Source organism: Salinibacterium sp. SWN248 (assembly GCF_015864575.1).
GTDB lineage: Bacteria > Actinomycetota > Actinomycetes > Actinomycetales > Microbacteriaceae > Rhodoglobus.
Map to the genome: position 1 here is coordinate 222,160 of NZ_JADYWW010000001.1, position 20,305 is coordinate 242,464.

Here is a 20,305-nt window from a genome sequence, read left to right on the forward strand (position 1 = left end):
ATGATTCCAACGATGTTGAGTTCCAGCAATCACGGATACGCGTATCATTGAGCAGACATTGTGTGCATCTGCACAGACTGAAATCTGTTCGAAACGTGAGTGAAATTGACCGAGCTCTCTGTGCCCACAATCCTCTCCCGCGCCACCAGCGCGTGCCTGAGTGAAGTCGACACCCTCGTCGAACGATGGACAGTTCAGCTCGGCTCGATCGAGGTATATAAAGAGGGCCTCGTTGATTTGGATCGTGTGATTGCCGATTGCCGGATGATCTTCATCCGCCTCCTCACCGACATCGGCGGGCATGCGGTCCCGCCAGAAGCCAGGGAGGTATCGGAGCGCGTCGGCCACACCCGTGCGCTGCAAGGAATTCCGCTCGTGGACGTGATGTCGGCCATCCGCCTCGATTACCGCGTGATGTGGGAGGCAATCTCGGCACACACCACCGATGTCGAAATGCGTGAAGTGTTCGACAGCGTCCCGCGAATTTGGGATGCGATTGAGCGGCACAGCCAAGAACTCACCAGTGCTTACACCGCCACTCAATTTGGCATGGCTCAAGTGCGTCAGGATGAGCGACGCCTGTGGTTTACTCGCCTCCTCGAAACTGACGGTAAGAACCACGTACTCAATACTCGAGCGTGTGCGGTGTTGTCGTTCGCGCCGGAAAGCGATTTCACGATCTTCACGCACGCCGACAGAGTAGATGAGTCGCTCGATCGCCTGAACGATACTTTGCACCGGGCCGGGATCGTCGCCCACCAGCACGAAACCGAGTCCGGACCGGTGCTCATAGCGCAGATGCCACGTGAGGGCTCCATGCCGCTGAACGCGATCACGCACGAACATAAAGTTCTGATGCTCGACGGTATCCCCGGAATCTCGTCAGTTCCGGCCGCAATTCGGGTCACCCAGGCGGTGGCGCTAGTTTTGCCGCCCAGCGATGCTCGCCTCGTGAATGTCACCGACTTTTGGCATGTCTCTGTCTTTCAGAATCCGTTCGATACTGGGCGGATAATTCACCAACGCCATGTCGACGCACTCCTAAAACTGCCCGCGTCTGAGCGTGCCGTGCTCGAGCGCACCGCAGACGAATTTCTGACAAGCGGTTCTATCGCCTTGGCTTCGCGGGCGCTCTTTTGCCACCGCAACACCATTACCAACCGACTCGACAGCCTCGAACGAGTTACCGGCTTGGATCTGCGGCTTCCGGCAGAAGCGTCGCTCTACATCTTGGCGCGCAATGCTAGCCGTGCCGAAGCAACCTCACACAACGGCTCCAGCGCGGATGCCGCTCGAGCCCGTCCAACCGCGTTACGCTAGCGCCGCGCTGGTTCTCGCAGTTCTGTTACGGAGGAAACAGCCGAGAACAGGCCACTGGCGTCGTGGCTCACTAGCCCGCCGACGATGGTGGCAACGACCTCAATCTGACCAATCTGATCGGGCCGGACATCCACGGGGCTATCTCCGAGCACCACGAGGTCGGCAAGCATTCCGCGCGCCAGCGTGCCCTTGCGAGAAGCCCACCCTGTGGCTGCTGCAGAACCGACGGTGTACGCCCGCAGTGCTTCGTAGGCCGTGATTCGCTCCCCCTCGCCATAGCTCGCTCCCGACTGGGTCAGCCGCTCAACGAAGGACTGCATCACTGCGAGGGGTGCACCAGGGGCAACCGGGCGGTCCGAGCTTCCGGGAAGCACGATGCCAGCGTCGAGGAAGGAACGGGCGCGATAGCTCCATTGCGCCCGCTCGGCGCCCAGACGTTCGATCATCCCGTCGCCGAATAGTCGGATGAAGTGTGGCTGCGGCACAACGCTCGCGCCCGATTCAGCCAGTCGCTGCATCTGATCAGGTCGGATGACGCCACCGTGCTCGATCCGGTTCGGCATCCCGTGACCCGACGCATCTCCGCGCGCGCTTTCCAGAATGTCGAGGGCGAAATCCAATGCCCCATCACCGATGGCGTGCAATGCGAGAGCCCATCCCGTGCGGTGAGCCGCCAAGGCGCGCTCCCGCAACGCGTCCGGGTCTCCCTGCAGGTACCCGTGATTGTGAGCGGCACCTTCGTAGTTCTCGGTCATCAGAGCGGTGGAGGAAAGAAGTGAACCATCAGTAAAGATCTTGGTGGGGCCGATCTGTAACCACTCGTCGCCAGCTCCAGAACGGATGCCCGCAGAGAGCCCCACTCCGGCGGAGTCTTCGCTGTGCCCGGGGAGCTCCTCAAGCGCGTCCAAGCTGATCATCACTTGCATGCGAGAGCGCAGCGTTCCCGCATCTTTAGCATTCTGATAGCCGGCGAATTCGCGGGGACTGTGCCCGATCCAGCCACCGGCGATACCGGCATCCGTCACGCTTGTGAGGCCCTCGCGAGCGTACTGAGTGGTGGCTTTCGCCAGAGCGTCCTCAATCACCGTCAATGGATACGGCAGCACGAGGGCCTGAACGAGACTCATTGCGGTCTCTTCAAGCAGCCCGGTGGGGCGGCCAGCGTGGTCGACGACAACGCGTCCTCCGCTGGGCACCGGTGGTGCTGAGTTCTCAGCGCCGACAAGTTTCAGTGCCACGCCATTCAGCACGCAGGCGTGACCCGAGCTGTGTTTGATCCACACTGGGCGGCCTTTGGAAACCCGGTCGAGGGCATCCCGGTCAGGGTACTGACCGCCGGTCGCGTGGTGGTTGAGGCCGCTTGCGATGATCCAGCCATCGCCGTCCGTGCGTGCGGCGGCTGCGGCAATCACATCGTAAATATCGTTCAGCGCAGTCGCGCCACTCACATCGGCTTCGATGAGTGTGAGCCCGAACCAGACACTGTGCGCGTGAGCATCGTTGAAGCCGGGCACCACGGTCGCACCGTGCGCGTTGATGCGATTGCGCGCTGTGATTCCGGTTAACTCGTCGTCGACTCCGACAATCACACCGTGAGTGATTCCGATGCTATTGGCGAGCGGACGCGCCTCATCCATGGTGATGATTGTCGCGTTTTCGATAATGGTGTCGATGAGCACAGGGCCACCTTCAGATGAGAAATCGAAGTCGACGTCAACGGATGCCGGAACTTCCCGACATTGGTGGCCCTAGTTAACCGGTGCAGAAAGTCACTATCAATGGGATATTGCGATCAGAATACGCAATAGGCTGTGCAGATCACCAAAGCACGGGGCTTGGCCCTGATCGGGGTTTGCGATGAAGGCACGAGACACTCACCCGACACGGGTCGAAACCGCAGTGGATGAGGAGTGGTCGAGTCTCGTCGATCGCTTGTTTGCTCACATTGAGGAAATCGTCGCCGACTTCCTCAAGCTTTTCGCGGAAGCTGACTACTACGAACCGCGGATGGTTGATAAAAGCGACCTCACGCGAACCGCGCATGACACGCTCACCATGCTGCTTCACAAGCTGGGTGATAAGCCACTCCCCCAGGAATTGAAATCCCTCTCCCACGAGTTTGGAGCACGGCGAGCGCGTCAGGGCGTTCCCGAAGATGTGCTCCTCGAGGCAATCCGTCTCGACTTTCGGGTGCTCTGGTACTCCCTTCAACGGCATGCCGGCCCAGACTCGGACGCTCTGCTTGTGCGCAACGTCGAACGCGTGCTGACCACCGTTGAGGACTACGTGAGCGAAGTGCAGCAGTCTTTCTTAGCGGAACAAGCACGCCTGAGCCGCGACTCTCGCCTACTCACCGCGCGCCACGTGTCGCGCCTGTTCACCAGCGACCTCACCCGCCCCGAGTTGGTCGCGGAGATCGCGGATGGGCTTGGCGTCTCCGCCGCTGCGCAGTTTGAGATTGTGCTGGTCGTGGGCGAAGGCGTAGCGGAACTTCAACTGCAACTCGCGAGAGGAACAATCTCGTCGAGTTGGTTTGGGTATGACCGTGGCGATGGATTTTGCATGTTTCGCGAGCAGGGCACCCCCACTGCAAGCACGTCCGTCGCGGAAGAACTCGCCAACCTCCCCGGCGGCTACATCGACGAAGTGATCGGCCTTGCGAACGTCCCCGCGGCTGCAGATGCCGCCGCCCTCTTCGCCCGTCAAGCCTCGCGATCGTCCCACCCTCGCATGCTAGGAACCAACGAAGCCTGGCTAGCCGTGGCCCGAGATTTGTTGGCGTCCGCAATCCCTGACTTTGGACGGGATGTTCGCGAAGCTCTCGCCGAGTGCACCCAGTACGAACGGGATCACCTCGTGCACGCGGTACTGGCGTACTCCGAGACTGGATCGATCAAGCTAACATCGGAACGTCTCTTCTGTCACCGCAACACCGTTGTTAACCGGCTCAGCACGTTTCGCCAGGTCACGGGTCTCGACATCACGGTTCCCCGGGATGCCGCAATTGCGTTAGTTGTACTGCACTCACCGTGACTCATATTTCCAGCATGTTTCGCGAGTGATTCCTAGCGATTCATTTCTTCGGAATTTTGGGCAATTGCACACTGAATCATGAATAGTCGCACAAATGCGACATTGCCTATGACTCTTTGCTACATCTAGCGTTGCTTCAACGAACCGGAACGCACGGTTTTGGCAGTCGGAACCATGGCCATCAGACACGACAAATGTTCGTTGCTCATGAACCCCACCTCTGCCCACGTTTTCTTTCAGCAGTCAGGAACGCACATGAAATCTCTCCTCTTCGATGGCGTCGGCACCGAGCCCTATCTCGCAGAAGTTGCTGTCGCCGATCCACGTGCCGGTGAAGTGCTCGTTCGCATGACAACCGCCGGCGTCTGCCACTCCGACCTTCACGTCATCAACGGTGACTGGCCATTCGACCACCGCGTCGCTCTTGGGCACGAAGGTGCCGGAATCGTCGAAGCTATTGGAGATGGCGTCAGCGACCTCACGGTCGGCGAGCAAGTGGTGCTCTCCTGGTTCGCCCCTTGCAACACCTGCGCCTCGTGCATCGCCGGTCAATCGTGGCTGTGCCAAGCCTCAGGAGCTGCAACCAACGGATTGCCCGATGGCACCACGCCTCTCACCGCGGCCGACGGCAACGAAGTCCGTCCGTACCTCGGAGTCGGAACGTTCTCCGACTACGCAGTTGTGCCCCGCTCGGCCGTCGTGCCCATCCCGGCTGAAGTGCCGGCAGCAGTGGCAGCACTCATCGGATGCTCGGTCACGACCGGAGTAGGCGCTGTCATGAACACCGCCGACGTTCGCGCAGGTCAATCTGCCGTCGTCGTCGGATGCGGTGGCGTTGGCCAGACCATCATCATGGGCCTGAAGCTTGTGGGTGCCAGCACCATCATCGCGATCGACCTCTCCCCCGACCGCTTGGAGACAGCAGCAGAATTCGGCGCGACGCACACGCTCCGCGGCGACGACCCAGAACTTGCCGAGAAGATCGTGGCCATCAGCAACGGCGGCGTGGATTACGCGTTCGACGCGATTGGCCTCGCCGCGACATCCGCTCGCCTTCCTGACTACCTGAAGCCGGGTGGGGCAGCCGTTCTCGTGGGAATGCCTGCGCGCGATGTGGAAGTTGGCTTCAAGACCTGGCACCTCGTTGCAACCGGAAAACGTATCCTCGGCTGCAACTACGGCTCATCACGACCTCAGGTCGACTTTCCTCGAATCGCTCGCCTGTATTTAGGCGGCCAACTTCCCCTCGACAAGCTGATCGGCGACACCATCCCCGTAGCCGAAGCAGCCCGTGCAATTGACGATCTGCGTGCCTCCACTGGCCGCCGCATGGTCGTTGATCATTCCCTGTGAGCCACTAACTCCGCAGCTTTTCTCGCACGGCCCGCTTTATCTGCGTCCGCCCTCAGTGGGCGCAGTCCTTCCGCAGCATCACTTCCCATAAAGGACACAGCAATGTCTATAACCTCATCACGTTTCCGCCGCCGAGCTCTGAGCACGGTCGCAGCAGCATCCGTTCTCGCTCTTAGCCTCGGAGCCTGCAGCAGCGCTGCAGACGACTCGTCAAGCACGCCCGCAACCAACGGTGCGATCGCCATGGGCTTCGCCGGCATGGACATCACCATCTGGAACGACCAGCTGAAGATCATGCAGCCGATCATCGAAGACGCCGGGTATGAGTTCCTGACGAGCGACCCACAGTGGGATGTCCAAACTCAAGTTTCTGACTGGGACGCATGGATCCAGCGCGGCGACGTTAAAGCAATCATGGGTTTCCCCGTGCAGAGTGACGCCATGGTTCCTGTAACCGAGCGCGCTCAGGCTGCCGGTATCCCCGTTCTCGGCTACGCCGTCAAGTGGGATGGTGTGGAGTACGGCACGATCATCGACGCGTATGAAGACGGTCGCCTCCTCGGCACCGCTGCTGGCGAGTGGATCAACGAGAACATGGCTGACGAAGCTGAAGTAACGGTTGCTCTCATCGCCGACAAGACTTCGGACCTCGGAAAGGGTCGCACCGAGGGAATCGCAGATGCGCTCCTCGAGACCGCCTCCAACGCCGTAATTGACGAGCTCCCCGGCATCTCGCGCGCCGAAGGTAACGACAACGCCAAGAGCCAGCTCATCGCTGACCCCGACACCAAGATCTGGTTGGGCACAAGCAACGACAACACGGCCGGCGTTTACCAGGCCCTGCTCGACTCCGGCGTAGCAGCGGATGACGACAGCTACCTCGTCGGCTCGCTTGACGCCACCAACGAGACGCTCGACATCGTGAAGGATGCCAACAGCATGTGGCGTTTCGCCTTCATCCTGCCCGCTCAGCTACTCGCAGAGAGCAACGCCTCGCTTCTGCTCAAGGCCGCGGCCGGCGAAGAACTCGAAGACACCGTGCTGACCTCGATTCAGGTCACTCCCGAGAACGCAGAATCTTTCTACGTTCAGTAAGCACGCAGCACTTGTCCCGCCGTCGACTCCATTGGGTGTCGACGGCGGGACTTCTAAAAGAGAGCAAGTCATGACATCCACCACTGAGAGCGTTCGACTCCGCTTCGACAAGATCACGATGCGCTACGGCTCAACTCTCGCGGTTGATGGCATCGATCTCTCCATCAAAGCGGGTGAAATCGTCGGCCTGCTCGGCCACAACGGCGCAGGCAAATCCACCCTGCTGAATGTGGCAACAGGGGCTGCCACAGCGACATCAGGCGCTCTCTGGCTCGACGGCGAAAAAATCCCTGCCGGATCTACACCAGGCGAGATTGCTCACAGCGGGATTACCGTCATCCACCAGGAGCCAGCACTTGCTTCTAACCTCTCGATCATCGACAACCTGTTCCTTGCTCGATCGAATGTGCCGGGCCGCGCAGAACGGTTGCGCCGCGGCCGCGAAGCACTTGACTCAGTCGGCGCGGAAGGACTCGCGCTTGACGTCCCCGTTGGGGCGCTGACTCTAGGCGAACGCCAACTCGTCGACCTGGCCAGAGGCTACCTCGCCGGTGAGATGAAAGTTCTCATGCTCGACGAACCGACGGCAGCCCTCGGCGCCGCCGAAACGGAAGCGCTGCACGACCTCATTCGCCGCCTCGCTAGTCAGGGAACCGCGGTCATTTACGTTTCGCACCGTCTTCCCGACATCCTCGAAGTCTGCGAACGCATTGTCGTTTTGCGTGGCGGCGAACTCGTCATGGATCATCCCGCCAGCGGAATGAGCCTCGCTGCACTTTCCGCAGCTCTAGCCCCCGAAGTCGACTTCGATTCCGAATGGCATCCCGAGATCGGTGAAGAACGTCTCGTGGTCAATGACGACGATGGGCCGTTAGTTTTCCGTGACGGCGAAATCGTGGGGCTCTTCGGCATGGCCGCCGGGGAACAGTTCGACCTCCTTGCCACACTCTTCGGCCTCGGCAATCCTGTCGACGCGACGCTCTCCGGGCGACGGTATCGCGCCCCTTCGCCGCAACATGCGATCACAAGTGGCGTGCACCTTGTCCCTGCCGACCGTGAGGTCGACGGGCTAGTCGTCGGCATGAGTGCCATCGACAACACTTTCCTTCCTTGGCGCGGCCGCCTCGGGCGCGCAGCAATGACGAAGCAGTACGCCACCATCCGGGACACCCTCAACGTCGTCGGCCCCGATGGCGACGCGCCCATTGCGAGCTTCAGTGGCGGAAACCGTCAGAAGCACCTGCTCGCCCGGTGGATGTTCCCCGTTGCCCCCAAGGTGCTCTTGCTCGCCCAACCAACGCAGGGGGTCGATATTGGCGCAAAACACGACATCAAACTCGCCCTCCGGGCACTCGCCGCAACGGGAGTGAGCGTCATCATCGCGTCAGCCGAGACCGACGAGATCGCTTCACTGTGCGACCGCAGCTACGTGCTCGCCCACGGACGCCACCAAGAACTACACCGCACTGGAGGCTACGAAGAGCGCCTCCTCAACACCCTTCTTGATCTCACTTCAGCCGAAAGAAGCCCCGCATGAACCGCATCAAAATCGCTCTCGCCCAGAACGGGACATTCATCGCTCTCCTCGTGATGATCATCTTCTTTGCGTCGATGAATCCGCGATTCCTCAGCCTTGCAAATGGCCAGACCATTCTTCTGCAGATCGCTGAGCTGGGAATCATTGCTCTGCCACTCGCCTTCCTCGTCATGTCAGGAACCCTCGACCTGTCCGTAGGTTCCGTCGCTAGCTTGAGCGCTGTCGTATCGGCCATGGTGATGCTCGAAACCAACTCTGCGCTGTGGGGCTTTGCGGCCGCAATTGTGGTCGGAGTGATCACCGGGGCGCTGAACGGACTTCTCGTTGCGTACCTCAAGCTCAATCCCCTCGTCATCACACTCGGGTTCCTCAGTGTGTGGGGCGGCTTAGCGTTGTTCCTCACGCAGGGTTCGACCCTGGTGGGATTCCCCGATTCCTTCAAAGCGCTCGGAACGATGACAATCGGGCCCGTGCCTCTTCAAATCATCATCCTTGCCGTCGGCGTTTTCTTGGCGTGGTACGTCCTGAATAGAAACTCGCTGGGCCGCAATGTGCTCGCAATCGGTGGTAACCCGCGGGCCGCTCACCTCATGGGCATCCGGGTTCCCCGCACGATCTTCTCGCTCTTCGTCGCTACCGGAGTTGCTGCCGCCATTTCAGGAACTCTGCTCGCCGCCAAACTACAGTCCGCCCCTCCTACGGTAGGCAACGGTATGGAGATTCAGGCCCTCACGGTAGTGCTGCTTGGTGGTGTCGCCCTTGAGGGAGGCATGGGCCGCATTACGGGCGTCGTGTCCGGTCTGCTCTTTGTGGGAGTGCTCCGCAACGGCCTCGTCATCATGGGCGTCTCGCAGTTCCTGCAGACCATCCTTATCGGTGCCACTCTGGTGGTCGCTGTGCTGCTCGACGGCTCAGTCCAGCGCCTGCTCAAGAAATCGTGGACGACGCTCGACGTCAAGAAGTCACCGAATTCCGATACGGCGAAGACCGAGGTCACAGCCTGAGCGCTTCAACCGCGCGATAGCACCTGCCGTTGCAGCAGGCACAGAGTGGAAGGTGGGAGAATTAGAGGATGAAGATCCTCTCGATTCAGTCAGCAGTCGCGTTCGGCCATGTCGGCAATTCAGCCGCGGTGTTCCCGCTGCAACGCATCGGCGTTGAGGTGTTGCCCGTTTATACGGTCAACTTCTCTAACCACACCGGCTACGGCGCGTGGCGCGGACCGATGATCGACCCGAGCGATGTGTCTGAAGTTATCGCCGGCATCGAGGATCGCGGCGTCTTCCCCCAGATCGATGTCGTGCTCTCCGGCTACCAGGGCGGCGAGGGCATCGGCGATGTCATCATCGACACGGTTGCACGCGTCAAGGCAGCGAACCCCCGCGCGATTTACTCGTGCGACCCCGTGATGGGCAATGCGAAATCCGGATGCTTCGTGGCCCCGGCCATCCCGATCCTGCTGCGTGAGCGCGTGGTCCCGGTCGCTGACATCATCACCCCCAACCAGTTCGAGCTGGGCTTCCTCACCGAAACCGACCCCGACACGATCGAGTCGACGCTCGCATCCGCCGACCTCGCCCGCGCCATGGGCCCGAGCACGGTTCTCGTAACGAGCGTTGAGCGCCCCGACCGTGAGACCGACACCATCGAAATGATGGTCGTGACGGATGCCGGAGCCTGGATCGTGCAGACCCCGCAGCTTCCGATGAAGGCCAACGGTTCCGGTGACGTCACGGCCGCTCTCTTCACCGCCCACTTCACCCGCACCGGCGATGCCGCGGATGCACTAGCCCGCACGGCATCCAGCGTCTTCGACCTGCTCACCAAGACCCTCGAGTCGGGCGAACGCGAACTGCAGCTCGTCGAGTCGCAAGAGTTCTACGCGAACCCGCAAATGCAGTTCACTTCGCGTCAGGTTCGCTAGTCGGCAGAAAACCGGGGCAAACCCCTACAGACCAATAAGAAAAGGCCCACCAATCGGTGGGCCTTTTCTTTTACTTCTACTGTGCGATTGCACTGTGCGCGAGGGGGGACTTGAACCCCCACGTCCTTTCGAACACACGGACCTGAACCGTGCGCGTCTACCAATTCCGCCACTCACGCGTGGGTTGAGTTGAACACTCAACTGAGTGAGATTATCACAGCGCCCGACCGTTCAACGATTCCATGCCCAGAAGTTCAACAGTGACGATTCCCAGCTTCGTCATATAGAGTCGATAGCTGTCCGTGTGCCTAAAGCCACGGGTTCAACCAGACTTGATCCAAAATCTGTCCCACCAGACAGAACTACAGACCACACCCCTGGGGGTTACCGCGTGAAACGATTGCTGATCATCAGCACAATCATGGCTGTTGTCGTGAGTGTGACTGTTCCAGCCGCAGCACACATGGAGCCTTCGTCGCGCGATATCGAGTCGACTGCTTCTGCAGCTTCGGCATCCGCAATTTTGCAACAGTCTGCTGCCGTCGCCACGACTGAGCCTGTTCAGAGTGTGCCGATCCAGTCCTTTGCTTCTTCGGTAGAAACCGAAATCAGCGCCGCAGAGCGCGACAAGCTCTCGATCAAAGAACCTGAGCCTGAGCCAGAGCCCGTTGCAGAGGTTTACTCCGCGGGGGCTTCCGGTTCATTTGCGGGAACCTACGACGGTGCCTTCGCTGGATTCCTTGCCGTCTGGCCCGCCAACGCTCCCGTCAACGACGGCTTCGGCTACCGCGGCTCAGAATTCCACGGCGGCATCGACATCATGACCGGCAGCGGGGCGACAATCGTTTCCGCTTCCCCCGGAGTTGTCACCCAAGTCACCTACGGTGGCGGCTGGGGCCAGTACGTCAAGATCGATCACGGCAGCGGAGTCTCAACCCTCTACTCGCACATGATTGCAGGATCGCAAATGGTCTCCCCTGGCCAAACTGTGGCAGCAGGCACCCCCATCGGCCTGAGCGGCAGCACCGGTTACGTCACCGTCGCCCACCTCCACTTCGAGACCTACGTCAACGGCACTCGTGTTGACCCGATGGGTCTCCTGCCCTAATTGCTCGACCGTGGGTAACGGGTTAGCCACAAGCACCGGCTAACATCGACGTACTACAACGAGCCACAACGAGGAGAGCTTTGGGTCTTCTGGACAACTTTGAACGAGGTCTCGAACGCGCCGTCAATGGCGCTTTCGCTAAGACCTTTAAAAGTGGTCTGCAACCCGTCGAAATCACGAGCGCCCTGCGCCGCGAACTCGACACGCAGGCCGCCGTTGTATCGCGAGAGCGCATCCTCGTACCCAACAACTTCACGGTGCGCCTCGGCCAAAGCGACTATCAGCGCATGGCTGGCCTCGGCAGCACGCTCATCTCCGAACTGACCGAGTTGGTGCAGCGTCACGCTACCGCCCAGCACTATTCGTTCTCAGGCGGCATCTCTATCGTTCTTGCCCCCGATGACTCTCTCAGCCAGGGAATGATCGAAGTCGATTCCGTCAACGTGAAGGGCACCGTGGCCTGGACTCCGGTACTCGACATCAACGGCACCCGTCACACCCTCAAACACGCCCGTACGATCATCGGTCGCGGCAGCGAAGCCGACATCACCGTCGACGACAATGGCATTTCCCGCAAGCATGTGGAGATCCTGTGGGATGGCAGCCGGGCCGAAGTTAACGACCTGAACTCCACAAATGGGTCAAAATTGAACGGATCTCCTGTTTCTCGTGCACCACTCGCGCCGGAATCCGTGATTGATATCGGTCGAACCCGTATCGTATTCCGTGTGCTTGCCCAATCTGCAGATGTCGACCAGCCCGCTGATCGTCGCGACGACGGGGGGTTCACCCTATGAGTGAACTAACCCTCCTTTTGTTGCGCGTCGCGTTCCTGGCCATCATGTGGGGCTTCATCTTCGCTATCGTCTACGCGCTGCGCTCCGATCTCTTCGGAGAAAAGGTGCGTCGGATGCCCGTACAGAGCGCAGCTCAGGCGCAACAAGCCGCCGCTCCCACCGCTCCTGCTCCCGCCGCAGCCCAGCCCACGCGCCCCGTACCGCCAGCTCCTGCCGACGGAAGCTCGCTTGATGCCACGCGCCTGGTAATAGTTTCTGGATCAAAAGAGGGGCTAGAGATTTCGCTCCCCGAAGAACAGCTGACTATCGGCCGCTCAAGCGAGTCCGGCTTGGTTATCCGTGACGACTACACCTCAACCCATCACGCACGCTTGTTGCGTTGGGCCGATAGCTGGGTTGTTCAGGATCTCGATTCCACGAACGGCACTTTCTTGGCTGGCCAGCGGGTGAGCGTTCCGACGCCCATTCCGTTGAATACGCCGATCAAGATCGGCACTACTAGCTTCGAACTGCGACGGTAATTGAATGGCCACTTCGGGCAACAGTGCTGCCGCATCCCATGTGGGTAAGGTTCGGGCTAATAACCAGGACAGTGCGTACGCCGGCAGTCATTTATTTATTGTTGCGGACGGCATGGGTGGCCACGCCGGTGGTGATGTCGCCTCGGCGATAACGATCAAGCACGTTGCAGAAGCCGACCACGTTTTCGAGACAGCGGAAGAAGCTGCTCAGGTATTGCACGACACGCTACTCGCCGCCAACCGCATCCTGTCTGACACCGTCATCGAACACAATGAGCTCACCGGTATGGGCACCACGGTCAGTGGAATGGTTCGTGTCGGCGACAAGATGGGCATGGCGCATATTGGCGACTCGCGCATCTATTTGCTGCGCAACGGCGCCATGAAGCAGATGACGCACGATCACACCTTCGTGCAACGTCTGGTTGAAAGCGGTCGCATCACGCTCGAAGAAGCTGCCGTGCATCCGCGCCGCTCTGTCTTGATGCGCGTGTTGGGCGACGTTGATGCGTCGCCCGAGATCGATACGGACGTTTTTGACACGCAGGCCGGTGACCGTTGGTTGCTGTGCTCCGACGGGCTGAGCAGCTTCGTCACCGAAGAGAAGATCGCGGCAATCCTTCGTCGCGTAACCGATTCGCAGGTCGCGACCGAGCGTCTTGTTCAGGCGGCTCTCGATCAGGGCGCCCCCGACAATGTCACCGTCGTGTTGGTGGATGTCGGTGACGACGCGTCGTCAGCCCACGAGCCGCCGCTCATGGTTGGTTCCGCAGCTTCCCCGCTCTCGTTCGAGCCGACGATCGTGAAGAAGCCGGTTCGTTTGCCGAACCTCCTGCTGCACCCGTTGAAAGCGACGCAGACCGACGACAGTCACTTCGAGCCAGAGTCTGACGAGTACTACCAGGCCATCATCCGCGAGGATCGCCGCCGCGTTCGCCGCCGCCGCATTTCGTGGATTACGTTCATCACTCTCACGATCGCAGCAATCGTGGCTGGTCTTGTTGTTGGCTACCAGTACACCCAGCAGCAGCACTTTGTGGGCACGGATGACGGCAAGGTCGCGATTTATCAGGGTGTGCAGCAGAGCATCGGCCCGATTTCGTTGTCCCACGTCTACCAAATCACCGACGTTCGCGTTGTCGATTTGCCGCTCTACTTGCGCACGAGCGTTGAGCACACCATCAACGCGAGCGACCTTCAGGATGCCCAACGCATCGTAGAAATGTTGTCTGATGCCCGTATCCCCTAGCGCTGATGCTCGGGCCTCGGCTGCAGCCGGCCCTCGAGCTATCACCGAAAACATCCGCCTCAAGCTGCGGGTTCCTGCCCGTCTGCGCAACCTTGAACTGCTGCTGATCATTGTGGCGATCGGCATCAACTTGGGTGCGATCGCGCTCGTGCAATTGGGCGCGCTTGGCCACCTTGGCTACACCGTCTTGGGGCTCTCGGGACTGCTTGGTGTGCTCGTGTTCGCAATGCACATCACGCTGCGTAAAACAGCGCGGGATGCCGACCCTCTGATCTTGCCGATCATTACGGTGCTCAATGGCCTCGGTATTGCCATGATCTACCGCATCGACTTGGCGGATGAATCCACTGGTTGGGGCAGCGGCGGCGTTCGCCAGATTGTCTGGACCGGCATTGCCATCGTCATCGCCATGGCGGTGCTGATCATCATCAAGAATCACCGGGTCCTGCAGCGCTATCGCTACATTGCGATGTTCAGCGGTATCGCACTGTTGCTGCTGCCGCTCGCTCCCGTGATCGGTGACACACGTTTCGGCGCGCGCCTGTGGGTCCAAATTGGTGCGTTCTCGTTCCAGCCGGGCGAGCTCGCCAAGATCGCCCTCGCTGTGTTCTTCGCCGGCTATTTGGTGTCGGCGCGAGATTCCCTCTCCATGGTCGGCCGCAAATTTATGGGAATGACCTTCCCGCGTGCCCGCGATCTCGGCCCCATCATCGTTGTCTTCGTGGCATCCATGCTCGTGTTGATCTTCCAGCGCGATATGGGTACCGCCCTGCTTTACTTCGGTCTGTTTCTTGTGATGATCTATGTCGCCACGGGGCGTTCGAGTTGGATTCTGCTCGGAATGGCCATGTTCTTGGGCGGCGCTTTTGTTGCCAGCCGCTACCTGACCTACATCTCCGGGCGCATTGATGCGTGGCTCGACCCCTTCAACCAGGAGGTCTACGAGGCAACCGGAGGAAGTTACCAGTTAGTCCAGGGCCTCTTCGGTTTCGCTGACGGTGGCCTTATAGGAACCGGCCTCGGACGCGGCAGTCCCGAGATCACGCCCCTCGCTGAGAGTGACTACATTGTGGCGTCGCTCGGCGAAGAACTGGGTCTTATCGGCATCTTCGCAATTCTGGCGTTGTACCTTCTGTTTGTGTCTCGTGGATTCCGCATCGGCTTTGCCGGTCAAGATGATTTCGGCCGCCTCTTAGGGGTCGGTCTCGCTTTCGTGATCGCTCTGCAGGTGTTTGTTGTCATCGGTGGTGTCACGCGAGTGATTCCGTTGACCGGTCTCACGACGCCGTTTTTAGCTGCCGGTGGATCGTCGCTGGTTGCTAACTGGATCATTGCAGCGCTTTTGCTGCGTCTCTCCGACACCGTGCGTCATCAGCCGCAACTCGTTATTGAGCCTTCGATCGAAAACCGATTGGTGGTGGGACAGTGAACCGTGAACTTAAGCGAGTGAGCACCGTCGTGCTTCTCATGTTCGTGAGCCTGTTTATCTCAAGTTCTGTGATTCAGGTCGTCACTGCCGACAGTCTGCAAGCGGACGGCCGCAATGTACGCACGCTCTACGCGAGCTATTCGGCCGAACGTGGCCCCATCCTCGTCAACGGCGAGCCGATCGCGTACTCCGAACCTGTCGACGACGAATTCAAGTTCTTGCGGGTCTACCCGAAGGGCGAGTTGTACGCGCCCATCACCGGCTACCTCACTCTGAACCAGGGAAACACTGGTCTGGAGAACTCGCTCAACGACTACCTCAGTGGTTCCTCCAACGATCAGTTCTTTGATCAAGTGAACTCGATCCTCACCGGACAGAACCCCACCGGTGCTGCGGTCGAACTGACAATCGATCCTGTGATTCAGCAAGCGGCCTGGGATGCACTCGGAGATCTCAAGGGCGCGGTCGTCGCCATCAAGCCCGATACCGGCGAAATTTTGGCCATGGTGTCCAAGCCGTCGTATGACCCCAACGAGTTGGCCGTTCACAACACGAGCGAAGTCATCGATGCGTACGACCGTTTGCTCGCTGACCCCGACGACCCGTTCTTCAACCGCACGCTTGCCGGACCTTTGGACCCTCCCGGGTCGACGTTCAAGCTCGTTGTCGCGGCTGCCGCTCTCGAGAGCGGCGACTACACCGCAGAGAGCACGTTCCCGAACCCTGCAGAATTGCAGTTGCCGGAGAGCACCTTCGTCATCAGCAACTCCGACAGCGCGACGTGTGGCTCGGGCAGCACCGCGTCAATTGCTACGGCCATCCGCCTCTCGTGCAACATCCCCTTCGCTCAGCTGGGTGCAGAGCTCGGTTCCAACGCTATTCGCGAGCAAGCCAACCTCTTCGGCTTCAACGAGAGCGTCTCCGTGCCACTGGCATCAACCGAGAGCGTTTACCCGCGCGCTCTTGACGCTCCCCAGACGATGCTCTCGGCCTTCGGTCAATCCAGCGTTCGTGCTTCCCCGCTGCAGATGGCCATGGTGTCGATGGCGATCGCCAACAGCGGCACTCTGATGCAGCCCAATCTTGTTGAGAGCATCGTGTCCTCCGATCTCACAACCATCCAGTCCTTCGAGCCAACTCTGTTCAGTCAGGCACTCAGTCCGCAAACCGCCGCCGCACTCACCCAAATGATGGTGGATGGGGTCAGTAACGGTGCTGCGAACACTGCCAGTATTGACGGGGTTGAGGTTGCAGGGAAGACCGGTACAGCGGAAAACGGAGAAGGCGAGCCATACACGTTGTGGTTCACCGGATTCGCGCCGGCAAATGATCCAGAAGTTGTTGTCGCGGTAGTTGTCCAAGACGGTGGCGGGCTAGGACAGTCCGGCACATCGAGTGGGCTCTCCGCACCAATTGGGCGTCAAGTACTAGAGGCGGTGCTAAACAGATGAGACCAACTAGTGGACTCACATTCGGCGGTAGATACCAGCTTTCCAGTCGCGTAGCGATTGGCGGCATGGGTGAGGTCTGGCAAGCAACAGACCTCGTGATCGGCCGAACGGTTGCGATCAAAATCCTTAAGGATGAGTACCTCGGCGACCCCGGGTTCTTAGAGCGTTTTCGCGCCGAAGCGCGCCACGCTGCCCTCGTCAACCATGAGGGCATCGCCAACGTCTTCGATTACGGAGAAGAAGAGGGCAGCGCCTACCTCGTCATGGAACTCGTTCCTGGCGAAGCTCTCAGCGCCATTATTGAGCGCGAACGCGTGCTCGACCCCGACCGCGTTCTCGACATCGTGTCTCAGACTGCCGCCGCTCTCCAGGCTGCTCACGCCGCAGGTCTCGTGCACCGCGACATCAAGCCCGGAAACCTTCTCATCACGCCAGAAGGCCGCGTCAAGATCACCGACTTCGGCATCGCGCGCATTGCCGACCAAGTACCGCTGACCGCGACCGGTCAGGTCATGGGAACAGTTCAGTACCTCTCGCCCGAACAGGCCAGTGGTCACCCCGCCTCCCCCACGACTGACATTTACTCCCTCGGAATCGTCGCCTACGAAGCTCTTGCCGGGCGTCGCCCGTTCACGGGCGAATCGCAAGTCGCGATCGCGATGGCACAGATCAACGAGACTCCACCTGAGCTGCCGATGACGGTGTCCGAACCGGTGCGCAACCTTGTGTACGCGTGCTTGGCTAAGTCACCTGGCGACCGCCCCGCATCCGCTTCGCATCTGTCCCGTGCAGCGCAGTCGTTGCGCCGCGGGGATGTCGCTGCTGCTGCCACCGCTGTTCCCGGCATCTTGGGCGATAACTCTCATGCCGCCACGGTGGGCCTCAACTACGGGAACAACACACAGGCAACTCGAGTTCTCACGACCGCGAACCCGGCCGGTGCTGCCGTCACCACCGGTGAGGTCCTCGAGGAAACCAAGCGCCGCAATCCGTGGACCTGGCCAATCGTTGCGTTGATTTCGTTGCTTGCGGTTGTCTTGATCGGTGCGATCATCGCGCTGCTCGCCAGCCCGGGCGACGAAGAGCCTGTCGCGACAAGCGCATCGCCGAGCGCATCGGAGACTGTAGCTCCCGAGCCAGAACCCACGTCCACGCTAGTCGCGCTCAGTGAGGATGAGCTCTTGGACCGCAAGCAAGACGCGGTCGCGCAAATCTTGGAAGAGAAGGAACTCGTGCTCGATGCTCAAATCGGCACCGAAGCGCCTTCGTCTGAGAAGGTCGGATTCTCATACCAGGCAGCCCCGACCGGCAACGTCTCTAAGGGCGAAACCATCACGGTCTACTTCTACGACAAGATCGCGGTGACGCCGAATCCGACGCAACCTTCTGCAACGACCCTGACTCCACTCGGCCCGTACTACGGAGACGAGCCTGTCACTGTGAAGTGGACGTCCTATCAGGGTTGCCCCGCTGGTCATCCCCTCACCTCGTTCAACTTCCTCGTTGTCGGTGGGCCAAGCGCAGGAGCTTCCAGCTATGCCGCGGGCGTGAACCAGTTCGAAATCACGTTGCCGCCAAATGAGGGCGACACTACAAAGATCTCGTACACCGCCGTGTGCACCGATCTTGAATCGCCGTCATCCGAACCCGTAACGGTCACTATCGTTGCCAGTCCGTGAGGCAATATCACTACTCGCAACGGATAGACTGAGGCGGTACTAACCGCGACAACAAACAGGAGTGAACCAGTGAGCGAAGGCGTGGCACAGGGCGTACGCCAGCTCGCTGGGCGATACCAAATTGGCGAGCTGCTCGGCCACGGTGGTATGGCCGATGTTCATTTGGGAATGGATACGCGACTGGGGCGCCGGGTAGCAATCAAGCTACTCAAGCCCTCGCTCGCTAACGATCCCGCTTTCCGCACCCGTTTCCGTCGTGAGGCCCACGACGCAGCAAAGATGGCGCACCCTACTATCGTGCGAATTTTCGATGCCGGCGAAGAGTCCGTAATCGATGAAACGGGTCATGAGACCCTCATCCCGTTCATCATCATGGAATACGTCGACGGTCGGCTGCTGAAGGACATCGTCGCTGAAGGCCCGATTGCTCCCGACGAGTCGGCGCGCATTGTGTCGCAAGTACTCACCGCTCTCGAATACTCACACCGCGCTGGCGTCGTTCATCGCGACATCAAGCCCGGCAACATCATGGTCACCAAGAGTGGCCAAGTGAAGGTCATGGACTTCGGAATCGCCCGTGCGGTGTCGGATTCTGCTGCCACGATCGCCGAGTCGAGCGCTATTGTCGGCACCGCCCAATACTTCTCGCCGGAGCAAGCCCGCGGCGAAGGGGTGGATGCCCGTTCCGATCTCTACTCCACCGGCGTTGTTCTCTTCGAACTTCTCACCGGACAGCCTCCGTTCACGGGAGAAAACCCTGTTGCCGTGGCCTACCAGCACGTCAACTCCGAGCCTGTTCCCCCGAGCACGATGGTGGCCGCGGTCTCCCCCGCTCTTGATGCTGTCGTATTGCGCTCGCTCTCCAAAGATCGCTTCGACCGCTACCAAAGTGCTGCCGAGTTCCGCACCGATGTTGAGGCTGCTGCTGCCGGTTCCGTTCCCGAACGCAAACAGCTCGCATCCACAGATTTCAATTCCACGCTCTTCGGCGTCAACCCGAACGCAACGGCCGGCAGTGATGCCACGTTCCGCCAGCTCGCGGTTGATGAGAATGACCGCACCCCACGCACTCAGAACCGTCCTCCGGTTGCCTGGATCTGGGGCGGCATCGCCCTCATGGCCGTCATTATCGTGTCCGTTGTGGTCTGGGCGTTCAGCCTCACTCCCGCTCAACTCAGCGGAACCAGCGCCGTAGATATCCCCGATGTCGCAAGCCTCACCTACGACGAGGGTGCCGCTCTGCTCACGGAGCTCGACCTCGTTCCCAAACGCGTAAACCAGGCCAGTGAAACCGTCGAAGAGGGCATCATTATCCGCACGGATCCTGGCCCCGGCCAGACTGTTCCGCTCGGTCTCGAGATCCAAGTTGTGGTGTCGCTGGGGCGCACCCCGGTGACTGTGCCCAATGTCAGCAATATGCAAGAAGACGCGGCGATCAAGCTCCTTGAGTCGGCGGGGTTGGTCTACGGAACAAGTTCCCAAACCTATTCGCCGAACCTCAAAAAGGGCACCGTTATTAGCTCTGACCCACGCGGGGATGCCGAGCGCAATGCAGACGGCGCCGTCATCCGTGAAGGCGAGACAGTCAACTTGGTTGTCTCCAACGGACTCGTGCAGGTTCCCGACGTCACCGGCAAAGACATTGGCGAAGCCAACACCACGCTCACTGGCTTGCAACTCAGCGTGAAGCTGAATGCGGACTTCGGATGCTCGGGCAATACGGTCAGCTACCAATCGATCGTCGGCGACCAAGCTCAGAAGTCCGAGATCACGCTCCAATACTGCGCCGGCTAAAACGGCAGCAACGAG

Annotated in this window: 16 protein-coding genes and 1 tRNA gene; 15 read left to right on the forward strand and 2 right to left on the reverse strand. The window is 60.0% G+C overall.

Translation table 11 applies throughout. The features are described 5' to 3' along the window. Positions 1 to 105 precede the first annotated feature (105 nt). Positions 106 to 1,320, forward strand: a complete 1,215-nt coding sequence (locus tag I6E73_RS01000; protein ID WP_197122414.1) for a helix-turn-helix domain-containing protein — start codon at positions 106 to 108, stop codon at positions 1,318 to 1,320. Here I6E73_RS01000 and I6E73_RS01005 read toward each other — a convergent pair. Continuing rightward, positions 1,317 to 2,999, reverse strand: a complete 1,683-nt coding sequence (locus I6E73_RS01005) for an amidohydrolase (RefSeq protein ID WP_197122416.1) — start codon at positions 2,997 to 2,999, stop codon at positions 1,317 to 1,319. The genes I6E73_RS01000 and I6E73_RS01005 overlap by 4 nt on opposite strands. Before the next feature lie 178 nt (positions 3,000 to 3,177). On the opposite strand from I6E73_RS01005, the gene I6E73_RS01010 reads away from it, so the two are divergent. The 6 genes from I6E73_RS01010 (at position 3,178) to pdxY (ending at position 10,262) form a co-directional block, all read left to right on the forward strand. Beyond that, the gene (locus tag I6E73_RS01010; protein WP_197122418.1) at positions 3,178 to 4,353 is read left to right on the forward strand and encodes a helix-turn-helix domain-containing protein; all 1,176 of its coding nucleotides are present in this window, start codon (positions 3,178 to 3,180) and stop codon (positions 4,351 to 4,353) included. A gap of 255 nt (positions 4,354 to 4,608) precedes the next feature. Further along, complete coding sequence (locus I6E73_RS01015; protein ID WP_197109156.1) at positions 4,609 to 5,706, forward strand: alcohol dehydrogenase catalytic domain-containing protein; 1,098 nt, start codon at positions 4,609 to 4,611, stop codon at positions 5,704 to 5,706. A gap of 102 nt (positions 5,707 to 5,808) precedes the next feature. Then, positions 5,809 to 6,801 carry a sugar ABC transporter substrate-binding protein gene (locus I6E73_RS01020; protein ID WP_197106907.1) on the forward strand — a complete coding sequence of 331 codons (993 nt, stop codon included), beginning with the start codon at positions 5,809 to 5,811 and terminating at the stop codon, positions 6,799 to 6,801. A 70-nt stretch (positions 6,802 to 6,871) separates the two neighbouring features. Then, positions 6,872 to 8,338, forward strand: coding sequence for an ATP-binding cassette domain-containing protein (locus I6E73_RS01025; RefSeq protein ID WP_197122420.1), 1,467 nt, complete (start codon positions 6,872 to 6,874; stop codon positions 8,336 to 8,338). After that, positions 8,335 to 9,342: an ABC transporter permease gene (locus tag I6E73_RS01030; RefSeq protein WP_197122422.1), complete on the forward strand. Its 1,008-nt coding sequence runs from the start codon at positions 8,335 to 8,337 to the stop codon at positions 9,340 to 9,342. The genes I6E73_RS01025 and I6E73_RS01030 overlap by 4 nt, the downstream gene beginning before the upstream one ends. Before the next feature lie 68 nt (positions 9,343 to 9,410). Beyond that, on the forward strand, positions 9,411 to 10,262 hold the full coding sequence (gene pdxY, locus I6E73_RS01035) for a pyridoxal kinase PdxY (protein WP_197122424.1): 852 nt from the start codon (positions 9,411 to 9,413) through the stop codon (positions 10,260 to 10,262). A 95-nt stretch (positions 10,263 to 10,357) separates the two neighbouring features. Here the strand turns inward: pdxY and I6E73_RS01040 are convergent. Continuing rightward, positions 10,358 to 10,441, reverse strand: a tRNA-Leu gene (locus I6E73_RS01040). Between the two features lie 212 nt (positions 10,442 to 10,653). Here I6E73_RS01040 and I6E73_RS01045 point away from each other — a divergent pair. The 8 genes from I6E73_RS01045 to pknB all read left to right on the forward strand — a co-directional run bounded on the left by I6E73_RS01045 (position 10,654) and on the right by pknB (position 20,290). Further along, the gene (locus I6E73_RS01045) at positions 10,654 to 11,370 is read left to right on the forward strand and encodes a M23 family metallopeptidase (protein WP_307784130.1); all 717 of its coding nucleotides are present in this window, start codon (positions 10,654 to 10,656) and stop codon (positions 11,368 to 11,370) included. Positions 11,371 to 11,450: 80 nt separating this feature from the next. Continuing rightward, the gene (locus I6E73_RS01050) at positions 11,451 to 12,167 is read left to right on the forward strand and encodes a DUF3662 and FHA domain-containing protein (protein ID WP_197106901.1); all 717 of its coding nucleotides are present in this window, start codon (positions 11,451 to 11,453) and stop codon (positions 12,165 to 12,167) included. Further along, positions 12,164 to 12,688, forward strand: a complete 525-nt coding sequence (locus tag I6E73_RS01055; RefSeq protein WP_197106900.1) for an FHA domain-containing protein — start codon at positions 12,164 to 12,166, stop codon at positions 12,686 to 12,688. The genes I6E73_RS01050 and I6E73_RS01055 overlap by 4 nt, the downstream gene beginning before the upstream one ends. Before the next feature lie 4 nt (positions 12,689 to 12,692). Continuing rightward, the gene (locus I6E73_RS01060; RefSeq protein WP_197106899.1) at positions 12,693 to 13,937 is read left to right on the forward strand and encodes a Stp1/IreP family PP2C-type Ser/Thr phosphatase; all 1,245 of its coding nucleotides are present in this window, start codon (positions 12,693 to 12,695) and stop codon (positions 13,935 to 13,937) included. Then, entirely contained in the window at positions 13,921 to 15,366 is a 1,446-nt protein-coding gene (locus tag I6E73_RS01065; protein ID WP_197106898.1) for an FtsW/RodA/SpoVE family cell cycle protein, read from the forward strand. The genes I6E73_RS01060 and I6E73_RS01065 overlap by 17 nt, the downstream gene beginning before the upstream one ends. Beyond that, positions 15,363 to 16,817, forward strand: coding sequence for a penicillin-binding protein 2 (locus I6E73_RS01070; RefSeq protein ID WP_197106897.1), 1,455 nt, complete (start codon positions 15,363 to 15,365; stop codon positions 16,815 to 16,817). Before I6E73_RS01065 ends, I6E73_RS01070 begins: the two co-directional genes overlap by 4 nt. Further along, positions 16,814 to 18,496, forward strand: a complete 1,683-nt coding sequence (locus tag I6E73_RS01075) for a protein kinase (RefSeq protein WP_197122426.1) — start codon at positions 16,814 to 16,816, stop codon at positions 18,494 to 18,496. Before I6E73_RS01070 ends, I6E73_RS01075 begins: the two co-directional genes overlap by 4 nt. 69 nt (positions 18,497 to 18,565) lie before the next feature. Continuing rightward, a complete protein-coding gene (gene pknB, locus I6E73_RS01080; protein ID WP_197122428.1) occupies positions 18,566 to 20,290 on the forward strand; it encodes a Stk1 family PASTA domain-containing Ser/Thr kinase in 1,725 nt (574 codons plus the stop codon). The last annotated feature ends 15 nt before the right edge of the window (positions 20,291 to 20,305 follow it).

Bases quoted from the DNA above. Each gene is read 5' to 3' on its own strand.
- I6E73_RS01010 (WP_197122418.1), top strand. From the start codon at position 3,178: ATGAAGGCACGAGACACTCACCCGACACGGGTCGAAACCGCAGTGGAT.
- I6E73_RS01015 (WP_197109156.1), top strand. From the start codon at position 4,609: ATGAAATCTCTCCTCTTCGATGGCGTCGGCACCGAGCCCTATCTCGCA.
- I6E73_RS01020 (WP_197106907.1), top strand. From the start codon at position 5,809: ATGTCTATAACCTCATCACGTTTCCGCCGCCGAGCTCTGAGCACGGTC.
- I6E73_RS01025 (WP_197122420.1), top strand. From the start codon at position 6,872: ATGACATCCACCACTGAGAGCGTTCGACTCCGCTTCGACAAGATCACG.
- I6E73_RS01030 (WP_197122422.1), top strand. From the start codon at position 8,335: ATGAACCGCATCAAAATCGCTCTCGCCCAGAACGGGACATTCATCGCT.
- pdxY (WP_197122424.1), top strand. From the start codon at position 9,411: ATGAAGATCCTCTCGATTCAGTCAGCAGTCGCGTTCGGCCATGTCGGC.
- I6E73_RS01055 (WP_197106900.1), top strand. From the start codon at position 12,164: ATGAGTGAACTAACCCTCCTTTTGTTGCGCGTCGCGTTCCTGGCCATC.
- I6E73_RS01060 (WP_197106899.1), top strand. From the start codon at position 12,693: ATGGCCACTTCGGGCAACAGTGCTGCCGCATCCCATGTGGGTAAGGTT.
- I6E73_RS01065 (WP_197106898.1), top strand. From the start codon at position 13,921: ATGCCCGTATCCCCTAGCGCTGATGCTCGGGCCTCGGCTGCAGCCGGC.
- I6E73_RS01075 (WP_197122426.1), top strand. From the start codon at position 16,814: ATGAGACCAACTAGTGGACTCACATTCGGCGGTAGATACCAGCTTTCC.